The sequence below is a fragment of the Zavarzinella formosa DSM 19928 genome, from assembly GCF_000255705.1.
In the GTDB taxonomy this organism is placed as follows: domain Bacteria; phylum Planctomycetota; class Planctomycetia; order Gemmatales; family Gemmataceae; genus Zavarzinella; species Zavarzinella formosa.
Genome location: NZ_JH636439.1, coordinates 1,935,312 through 1,944,271, shown reverse-complemented (window position 1 = coordinate 1,944,271; position 8,960 = coordinate 1,935,312). Strand labels below are relative to the sequence as shown.

General features: G+C 60.2%; 9 protein-coding genes. 8 read left to right on the top strand and 1 reads right to left on the bottom strand.

From position 1 onward, the window contains the following. Positions 1-187: 187 nt before the first annotated feature. On the bottom strand, positions 188-958 hold the full coding sequence (locus BGIM_RS57195; RefSeq protein ID WP_020469499.1) for an SMI1/KNR4 family protein: 771 nt from the start codon (positions 956-958) through the stop codon (positions 188-190). A gap of 687 nt (positions 959-1,645) precedes the next feature. On the opposite strand from BGIM_RS57195, the gene BGIM_RS0109200 reads away from it, so the two are divergent. From BGIM_RS0109200 to BGIM_RS0109165, 8 genes are read left to right on the top strand one after another with little or no spacing between them, the layout of a single operon-like run. After that, positions 1,646-2,617 carry an AAA family ATPase gene (locus BGIM_RS0109200; RefSeq protein ID WP_020469496.1) on the top strand — a complete coding sequence of 324 codons (972 nt, stop codon included), beginning with the start codon at positions 1,646-1,648 and terminating at the stop codon, positions 2,615-2,617. Next, positions 2,614-3,561 (top strand): DUF58 domain-containing protein, encoded by a 948-nt coding sequence (locus BGIM_RS0109195; RefSeq protein WP_020469495.1) that lies wholly within the window; start codon positions 2,614-2,616, stop codon positions 3,559-3,561. Before BGIM_RS0109200 ends, BGIM_RS0109195 begins: the two co-directional genes overlap by 4 nt. Then, on the top strand, positions 3,554-4,027 hold the full coding sequence (locus BGIM_RS49475) for a DUF4381 domain-containing protein (protein ID WP_020469494.1): 474 nt from the start codon (positions 3,554-3,556) through the stop codon (positions 4,025-4,027). Before BGIM_RS0109195 ends, BGIM_RS49475 begins: the two co-directional genes overlap by 8 nt. After that, positions 4,021-5,001, top strand: coding sequence for a vWA domain-containing protein (locus BGIM_RS0109185; protein ID WP_020469493.1), 981 nt, complete (start codon positions 4,021-4,023; stop codon positions 4,999-5,001). The genes BGIM_RS49475 and BGIM_RS0109185 overlap by 7 nt, the downstream gene beginning before the upstream one ends. After that, a complete protein-coding gene (locus BGIM_RS0109180; RefSeq protein ID WP_020469492.1) occupies positions 4,998-5,918 on the top strand; it encodes a VWA domain-containing protein in 921 nt (306 codons plus the stop codon). Before BGIM_RS0109185 ends, BGIM_RS0109180 begins: the two co-directional genes overlap by 4 nt. A 3-nt stretch (positions 5,919-5,921) precedes the next feature. Beyond that, the gene (locus tag BGIM_RS0109175) at positions 5,922-6,548 is read left to right on the top strand and encodes a tetratricopeptide repeat protein (protein ID WP_020469491.1); all 627 of its coding nucleotides are present in this window, start codon (positions 5,922-5,924) and stop codon (positions 6,546-6,548) included. Beyond that, positions 6,545-7,834 carry a BatD family protein gene (locus BGIM_RS0109170; protein WP_020469490.1) on the top strand — a complete coding sequence of 430 codons (1,290 nt, stop codon included), beginning with the start codon at positions 6,545-6,547 and terminating at the stop codon, positions 7,832-7,834. The genes BGIM_RS0109175 and BGIM_RS0109170 overlap by 4 nt, the downstream gene beginning before the upstream one ends. Positions 7,835-7,862: 28 nt before the next feature. Then, positions 7,863-8,819: a YybH family protein gene (locus BGIM_RS0109165; RefSeq protein ID WP_020469489.1), complete on the top strand. Its 957-nt coding sequence runs from the start codon at positions 7,863-7,865 to the stop codon at positions 8,817-8,819. The last annotated feature ends 141 nt before the right edge of the window (positions 8,820-8,960 follow it).

The window sequence follows — 8,960 nt, the reverse complement described above, 5'->3', positions numbered from 1 at the left end:
CTGCGAACGCTGTGCCGCACTATCTCATAAAGTTAGAGGCTCTTAGGAATGGCGAACCGGAATGGTGGATCAGGCATTTGTTAAAAATCTCTTCCTCTTGCCACACGAAAACGATCAGGTTGCCTGATCGACTCCAATGACATTGTCCCTGTTGAACCTTGAGGCTGCCCCGGTCAGCTTCATTACATTATTCGGCGATCCTTGACCTATTGATCGTCAACTCCCGGCGAACCAATTTTGCATAGTTCGGATCTTCGCTTTCACGCGGGGCCGGATAGTAGTGCCCGCGCTTTCGCAAATAACTCGCCCGGCGGTGGGGATGCTTTTGAAGCACCGCCATGATTTCTTTATCAAACGACTCTCGATCATCCCACTCCGATTCGCAAGCATCACAATGCCAAGGATCATCTGCCCCGTGCGCGCCACGAGCCCAGCCCAGACATTCCTCGGACGGGCATCGCATGACCAGCGGCGGATAACTTCCTGCAAGCGCCTTGATCTTGAGTAGTTGCACTCCGAGCAAGTATTCAACCATGGAACAATTGTGCTTGGCGAAGCCGTTCCCGCGGGTTTCCTCCGTCACAACCGTCCATCGGTCGGGCTCGCCTTTGGTGAGCCAGTAGTAGTAGTTCCCGTTCTCGTCGTGGCCCCACACAAGGAGTCCGGGCCGAGATGGATGTATGTTAAATTGCAACCCGTCACGCCAAGCAAAATGTGATGCCATTAGCCCAAGATAGTCAACAAGGTTCCCGTAGACGCTTCTTTCCCCCGGTGTGTGGACAAGGTAAAAGTCGGCAAAAAGGCCGCCGCCATAAACGTGAACGAATTGCCGGTAATCCTCGGGAAGTTTGAGCCCGAGTTTCTCCTCGGCCGTCCGCCACCGGGCGAAAGATCCGACCGCTTTGGGTCTCTTTGGAGGCGGAACGATTGTGATTAATTTCTCGAGCGACGGGATCATGGTTACCTTTTGTCAAAAATAATCCAAGCAAGTTCTCGTTGGCGGTATTGACGAGAATGTTTGCCCGAATCCCGAATGAACAAGGAACTTGCGATCTCCGACTTGATTATGGCCATTGGCTTGGGCCGGTTCAAGAGTGTGTTTGTCTTTATTGCGCGCGAATGGGAGATACGGATCAGACGGATGGAACGGCTCGCGAATACCATCAGCGGCGGGCTTGATCCCGGATCGTCGAGGGCGGCGCAAACGGCGGCAGCATCGACAACGGATCAACAACGATTGATGGGTGAGGGCCAAAAACGGCGATGACTCTGCTCCGAATGGAAACACGAGAACGGGTGAGATCTGTGCCGAAGGAGGACTGTTGGCCACGGAAGGTTCCCTTCTGCCAGATCTCATTTGGAAAATCACTCAGGAGGAGATTGACTCAACGACGGCTTCATTGTCGATCAAGTTCACCATGGCAGGTTTGGGGAATTATCTAGTCGGGAAAGTCCATATGTTTGCCGCCGATTGTCAGAGGGCTTGCCTCGAACGTCACTGGACGTGCATCAGCCTGTTCGTTTGGTTGGAATCCGTGTCATGATAAATAAATATGGGTATTCTGCACTTGCTTGATACACTTTTCTCCAAGACCGGGGGGGAAACAAATCACCCTTCTGATCGGTTTTTCGCAGGAAGGTTCGCATGCCCGCGCGAGACTCTATTCTGGATTTGAAGAAACGCATTGGCGAGTCGATCATCGGCCAGCAAACCGTGATTGACCGCTTGCTGGTCGCCTTGCTGGCCGACGGGCACGTCTTGATGGAAGGCTTGCCGGGGCTGGCCAAGACGCGAACCATCAAATCGCTGGCGAAAAATCTGGAGAGCGAGTTTCGACGCATCCAGTTCACGCCGGACTTGCTCCCCGCCGACATTACCGGGTCCGAAACCTATGTGGAGAAAGGCGGACAGGGAACATTCGATTTCCAGCCCGGCCCGGTGTTCGGCAATCTCATTCTGGCAGACGAAATCAATCGCGCGCCCGCCAAGGCGCAGGCGGCGTTGCTGGAGGCGATGGAGGAACGGCAAGTCACCGTCTCCGGCAAGACGCATCCGCTGTCGGCGATGTTCCTCGTGCTGGCCACGCAAAACCCCATCGAACAGGAAGGAACCTATCCGCTGCCCGAAGCGCAGACGGATCGCTTTCTGATGAAAGTCATTCTCGGCTACGGCACGGACGACGAGGAACGGCAGGTCCTTCGGCTGGTTCGCGGGGAGGAAGCGGCCGCGAAAGAGAAGCCGAAAGAACGCGAGAAACTGCCGGGACAGGTGGTGATGGACGCCCGGACCGAGGTGCATGGCACGTTTGTCTCCGAGGCGGTTGAGAAGTACATCGTCTCGCTGATCGCGGCGACCCGGCGGCCGGGAGACTTTTCACCGGATTTGAAGAAATGGATTCAAATCGGGGCCAGTCCTCGGGGCACGCTGGCGCTGGATCGTTGCTCGCGGGCGTATGCGTGGTTGCAGGGCCGCGACCATGTCACCCCGGATGATGTGCGGGCGATCATGCCGGACTGCCTGCGGCATCGCCTCATCCTCAATTATGAGGCCGCCGCCGACCAGATCACGCCGGACCATGTCATCGCGGAAATCATCAAACAGGTGGCCGTCTCATGACACTGCCCTCCCACGATCCGAAGGTGTACACCAGTTTGGAGCAGTTGGTCGGCCTGCGTCATCAGGCAAGCGGGTTCGTCTTTCTACCCCGCCAGCCGGTGCGGAGTTTGCTGGCGGGCGGTCATGCGTCCAAGCTGCGCGGCCGGGGATTGGACTTCGAGGAAATCCGCAAATACGTTCCGGGGGATGATCCGCGAGCCATCGACTGGCGCGTGACCGCCCGCACCCGGCAACCGCACACGCGGGTTTACACCGAGGAACGCGAACGCCCGGTGTTGCTTCTTGTCGATCAACGCTTGGGCATGTTCTTCGGAAGCGTGCTATTGATGAAATCCGTCGTCGCGGCCCAGGCGGCGGCGTTGACCGCCTGGCGGACCGTCGCGGTCAAGGACCGGGTTGGGGCGATTGTCTTCAACGACACGCAAATCACCGATCTTCGCCCGCAACGAACCACGCCGCACGTCACCCGGCTGCTTCAGTTGATCGTTGACCAAAACCAATCGCTGCGGGCCGACGCGGACACGCCGCCCAATCCCGGCCAGTTGAACGAAGTCCTGAAACGAGCCGTCCGGCTCGCCACGCACGACCATTTGATCGTGCTGATCTCCGATGCCACCGGAGCCGATGCGGACACACGGAAATGGCTCACGGCAATCTCGCACCATAATGATGTGCTGGTGATGTTCGTCGAAGACCCGCTGGAATCTGATCTTCCCGCCATCCGTCGGGGAGTGGTGACGGACGGCACGCAAGAACTGGAACTGGACTTCACTGCGTCGGCATTGCGAACCCGTTTCCGCGACGAGCATCAGGAACGGCGGCAGACCGCCCGGCGATTTTTGTTGTCCCGCGAGGTTCCGGTGATGCCGTTGCGAACCGATTCCGAGGTGGTCGGCCAGATTCGCCGGCAGTTGGGCGCCCGGCCGCGAGTTCCCCATGCCTGACCAAGATCCCGGCAGTCTGGATCGGCTGCACGATATCGCCATGCCGCCCCCCGCTCCGTGGTGGCCCCCGACCCCCGGCTGGATCACGCTGGCGGCGTTCCTGTTCGCATTGCTGCTTCTCGGTCTGGCGATGCTGGTTCTTCAACGGCATCGTAACCGTTACCGCCGGGAGGCACTGGCCGAATTGGATCGTCTCGGGCAAACACCCGACCCGGCGGCGCTGGCCGAACTGCTCAAGCGGGTCGCGCTGGCGGCTTATGCGAGGGAAAAAGTGGCTTCGCTCACGGGCACGGCATGGCTGACCTTTTTGGATGAAACCGGCCGTCATCCGTTGTTCAAGGACGGGCCGGGGAAACGGCTGGAAGAATCGGCGTTTCAATCGCCGACGGGAACGAAACTGACTGATGAAGACCGGCGCCAGATGGTCGGGGCCGTGCGAGATTGGATCACCCATCACCGATGTTGACGCTCGCCTATCCGTGGTTGCTTGCCGTGCTGCCGTTGCCACTGGCCGTGCGATGGCTTGTGCCCGCGTATCGAAATCGGCAGGAGGGGTTGCGCGTGCCGTTTCTGGACCGGCTGGCGCGAATCTCCGGCCAAACACCCGCCACCGGGGCGGTCGTGCGTCGCGGCCGTTGGTGGCACACGCTGGCGGTGTCGGTCATTTGGTTATGCGTGGTGGCCGCCTTGGTTCGCCCGCAATGGCTGGAACCACCGGTGAACCGCACGATTCCGATGCGCGACATGATGCTGGTGATCGACCTGTCCGGGTCGATGGAAACCAAAGATTTCACCGATGCCGAAGGGAAAACCGCCGACCGGTTGACCGCCGTAAAACAAGTGCTTGATGATTTTCTGTCCCGTCGCAAGGGTGATCGGGTCGGCTTGATTGTCTTCGGCAACGCGGCGTTTGTGCAGGTTCCATTCACGCAAGATTTGGAAGTGTGCCGGGAATTGCTGGGCGAAACCCGCGTCGGCATGGCCGGCCCCAAGACCGCCCTCGGCGATGCGATAGGCCTGGCCATCACGGTGGAGGAAAAAGCGGACACACCGGAAAAAGTTGTCATCGCCCTGACGGACGGCAACGACACGGGCAGCCAAGTCCCGCCGGAGCAAGCGGCAGGGGTCGCCAAGGACAAGGGCATTGTGATTCACACGATCTCGGTTGGCGATCCGAAAGCCGCTGGTGAGGACAAACTGGACGAGGAAGCCCTCACCCGCGTCGCCTCTGTCACCGGGGGGCTGTATTCCCACGCGGGCAACCGGGCCGAACTGGAATCCATCTATCGGCGACTTGACTCCTTGCCGACACGCCCCGCCCAAGTCATCTCGCAACGGCCCCGGCGGGATTTGTTTCACTGGCCGCTGGCGGCGGGATTGGGTGTTGGTTTTCTGGCGTCGCTTGTCGCCCTTTGGCCTGCGCGGAGGCCCGCCGAATGAGCGACTTTCACTTCCTGCGGCCGTATTGGCTCTTGGCCGTCATCCCGGCGGTGTTGCTGTCGTGGCGATTGTTGATGAGCGACGGGACCGACCGGACTTGGACGAAGCACATTGCCCCGCATCTGCTTTCCCAATTGATGACCGGCCGAAACGAACGACACTGGCTCCGGCCCGCCACGCTGTTGCCGGTCGGCTGGCTGATTGCCGTGATGGCTCTCGCCGGTCCCGCCTGGCAACGGGAACCGGCTCCGTTTGCGGAGGACACGGCGGTTCTTGTGATCGTGGTGAAAGTCACGCCGTCGATGGAATCCGCTGACATCCAACCGTCCCGACTGGCCCGTGCCCAACAGAAGATCCGGGACTTGCTCGCGTTGCGGCCGGGGGCCAAAACAGCGCTATTCGCCTATGCCGGGTCCGCTCATCGGGTCATGCCATTGACGGCAGACGCCGACATTTTGCAACAGTTCGCCGGGGAGTTGTCGCCATCGGTGATGCCGGTGGAAGGTTCGATGGTCGGCCCGGCTCTTGTCGCCGCCGATGAAACCATCAAAAAATCCGGCCAGCCGGGATGGATCTTGTGGATTGGCGATGGGGCGTCGCCGGCCGAGTTGGCCGATCTCGCCAAGTATCGGCAAGAGAACCGGACGCCGGTGAGCGTGCTGGGAATCGCCGCCGACGGGCCGGAACTGGACACACTGCGAACCGCCGCCAAACAACTGGACGCCCCGCTGATTCGGGTGACTGCTGACAGTGCCGATGTCGAATCCCTCGGCCATCAGGCCCGGTTCTCCATCGCCGACGAACAAGACGGCGGGGAACTTTGGAAGGATTTCGGATACTGGCTGGTTCCGTTGTTGGGACTGGTCAGTCTGGCTTGGTTCCGGCGAGGTTGGATGGCCGCCGCTTCCGCGAGATGACCCATGAAGCAGATGCGATTCATCGCCGCCGGTTTGCTGATCGCGGGAATCGCCGTGCTGGCGATCGGTTCCGCGACCAATGCCGATTACTGGCGAACCGCCGACCAACATGGGGACGAACTGATGCGCCGCCAGCAGCCATCGAAGGCGGCGAAGGTCTACCGTGCCCCGTCCCGGCAGGCGGCCGCCCAGTTTCGGGCCGGAGAGTTCAAGTCGGCGGCCGCGGCATTCGCCACCATTCCGACCGCGGAGGGAGCTTACAATCGCGGAAATTCGCTGATGATGCTCGGCAAATACGCGGACGCCATCAAAAGCTACGACCGGGCGCTAGAACTTCGGCCCGGTTGGGCGGATGCGGAGGAGAACCGGGTGATTGCCCGCGTTCGGCGGGATCGCATGACGTTCAAGGGCGGGGACGAAACCGGCGGGCAAGTGAAGCCGGACGAGGCGATTTTTGAGAAAGGCAAAAACCCAAACCCCGGCGAAGACACGGAAGTAGCGGGCGGCCAACAACTGACAGACGAGGAATTGCGAGGCTTGTGGTTGCGCCGGGTGCAAACCAAACCGGCTGATTTCCTGCGGGCGAAATTCTCGTTCCAAGCCCGCGCGGGGAAGGACGGAACACCGTGAGAAATACCCTCCTGATTGTACTGTTGATAGCCAATCCGGCCTTCGCTGATCCGCCCGCTTCTTCTCGCGTGGAACTGTCGCCGAAAACCGAGGCGTGGGTCGGTCAACGGGTGCAACTCATCATCACCTTGTTTGCCCCTGATCTCTTTGCGGGCGCGCCGTCCTTCGACATCCCGCCCGTTCCCGGCGTGATTGTGTTGCCGCCGTCCGGGTCGCCGACCATTGGTTCGGAAACCGTCGGGGGTGAATCATTCACCACCCAACGCCATGAGTTTTCGCTATATGCCCAGCGGCCGGGCGTGGTGAAGATTCCCGCAATCAAGGTCCGCTTTGAAACCAATGCCGGGTTTGGCAAGCCGGTCGTCGTCCGTCGGGTGACAACATCGCCGGTCAGCTATGAAGCCAAATCTCCACCCGGAGCGGAGAAGTTGGGAACGGTGATCGCCGCCCGCAATCTCCAAGTGACCGAATCATGGAAGCCCGACCCGGCCGACGCCAAAGCGGGCGATGCGTTCACGCGAACAGTCACGATCACCGCCGACGACACGCCCGGCATGATCTTTCCCCCGATGCGTCTGGGGGACATTGACGGCTTGGCCGCCTATCCCAAGAAACCCGTCATCAACGACCACACCAACCGGGGGCAACTAACCGGCGAACGTGTCGAAACCATCACTTATGTGTGCGAGAAACCTGGTCATGTGGACATCCCGGCCCGGCGACTGACGTGGTGGGATGCCGATGAAAAAAAGTTAAAATCGGCCTCGTTGCCCGCTCGTTCTCTGGAGGTGGCCTCGAACAAAAAAAATCAATCAAATGTCGAAACATCTCCTGTTGAGAAAACATCTTCATCAAGAAATCTTTTGCGTTCACCGTCGAGCATGGCTATACTCACCATCCTCTGTCTGGTGGTATTTACGGGAGGATGGCTTTGGTCGCGTCGCCGGGCGACCCGAAGCCCCTCGGAGAAAAAGGATTTTAACCGTCTCTGTCAGACATGCCGGGTGGGCGATGCCCCCGGCGCTTACACGTCTTTGTTGGCATGGATTGACTGGTTCAATCTGAAAACACCCGACGAATTGAGCAAACTGACAGGCGATCCCGAGTTGTCCCGAGCCATCGACGACCTGCGGTCGCGTGTCTACATCCCGAAACCCGCCGATCCTCTCCCCCCTTGGAGCGGTCGGTTGCTTGACGAGCGGATTCGTCCGGCCCGCCTTCTGATGAGGCAGTCCGGCCGCCTCGCGGGCGGCCACAAACTTCCCCCTCTGAATCCGGTCGGATGAGCCCGAGCAACTTCACTGAGGAAGCATCATGAAAAGACTTCGTCGGCCGTTGGTTGTTCTCCTGTCGGTTGTCTCCGTGACCGCCATTGCCGGGTGGTTCGCCCTGCCGCCATCACAAGGGCAGGCAGGGGCGAGCAAGACAACGGAAAAGCCCCCGCCCGTCAAGGCAGACTCTGCCGAGGCGGGGATTCGCAAAATCACCGATGACTATGTGAAGGCGTTCAACGCCAAAGATGCCAAGGCCATCGCCGGGCTGTTCACAACCGACGGCGATTTCATCGGGCCGGACGGCGAAGAACTTGTCGGCCGGGCAGCCATTGAAGCCGACTACGCGGAGTCTTTCAAGGCGACGCCCAAGGGTGTGGTTGAGGTCCAGATCGAAACCATCCGGCCGATGGGACGGGGCATTGCCCGCGCGGTTGGCGTTGCCAAGTTGAAAATCCCCGGCAGCGACGTGGCCGGCGAATCGAAGTATTCGGCCATCCACGTGCTGGAAGACGGTCAGTGGCGGGTGGCCTCGCTTCGGGAGTGGATTCCCGATCCGGCCGTGGATGTCACCGTTGGCGATCTCGGCTGGCTGGCGGGGGACTGGACCGCCAAAGGGGACGGCGGGGAACTGAAAATCTCTTACGCTTGGGACGAGAACAAGACATTTCTTCAAGCCAAATACGCCATCACCAAGAACGGAAAGACCGTCACTTCCGGGATGCAGATCATTGGCACGAACCCCGACGGAGGCTTGAAATCGTGGATGTTTGACGGATCGGGAACCACCAGCGAAGGCGTCTGGACCCGTGACGACAACCGCTGGCTGATCGAATCACTCGGCGTGTTGCCGGACGGAACGGCCGTGGCCGCGCAGAACCTCATCAGCCCCCTTGGGCCGGATTCGTTCACTTGGCGAACGATGGAGCGTTCCGTTGACAACGTCTCCCTGTCGGCCCCGCCGCCGGTGAAAGTTACCCGCGTCGCCAAACCCAAATAACCAACCCAACGACAACCGGAGCATCACCATGAGATTTTCGACATTGATTGCGGCCGTCTGTTTGTTGGTCGGCGGGGTGACGGTCCCCGCGTTTGGATTCGGCCGGGGATTCGCCGCCCACGGCGGGGGAATCGGCCCGCG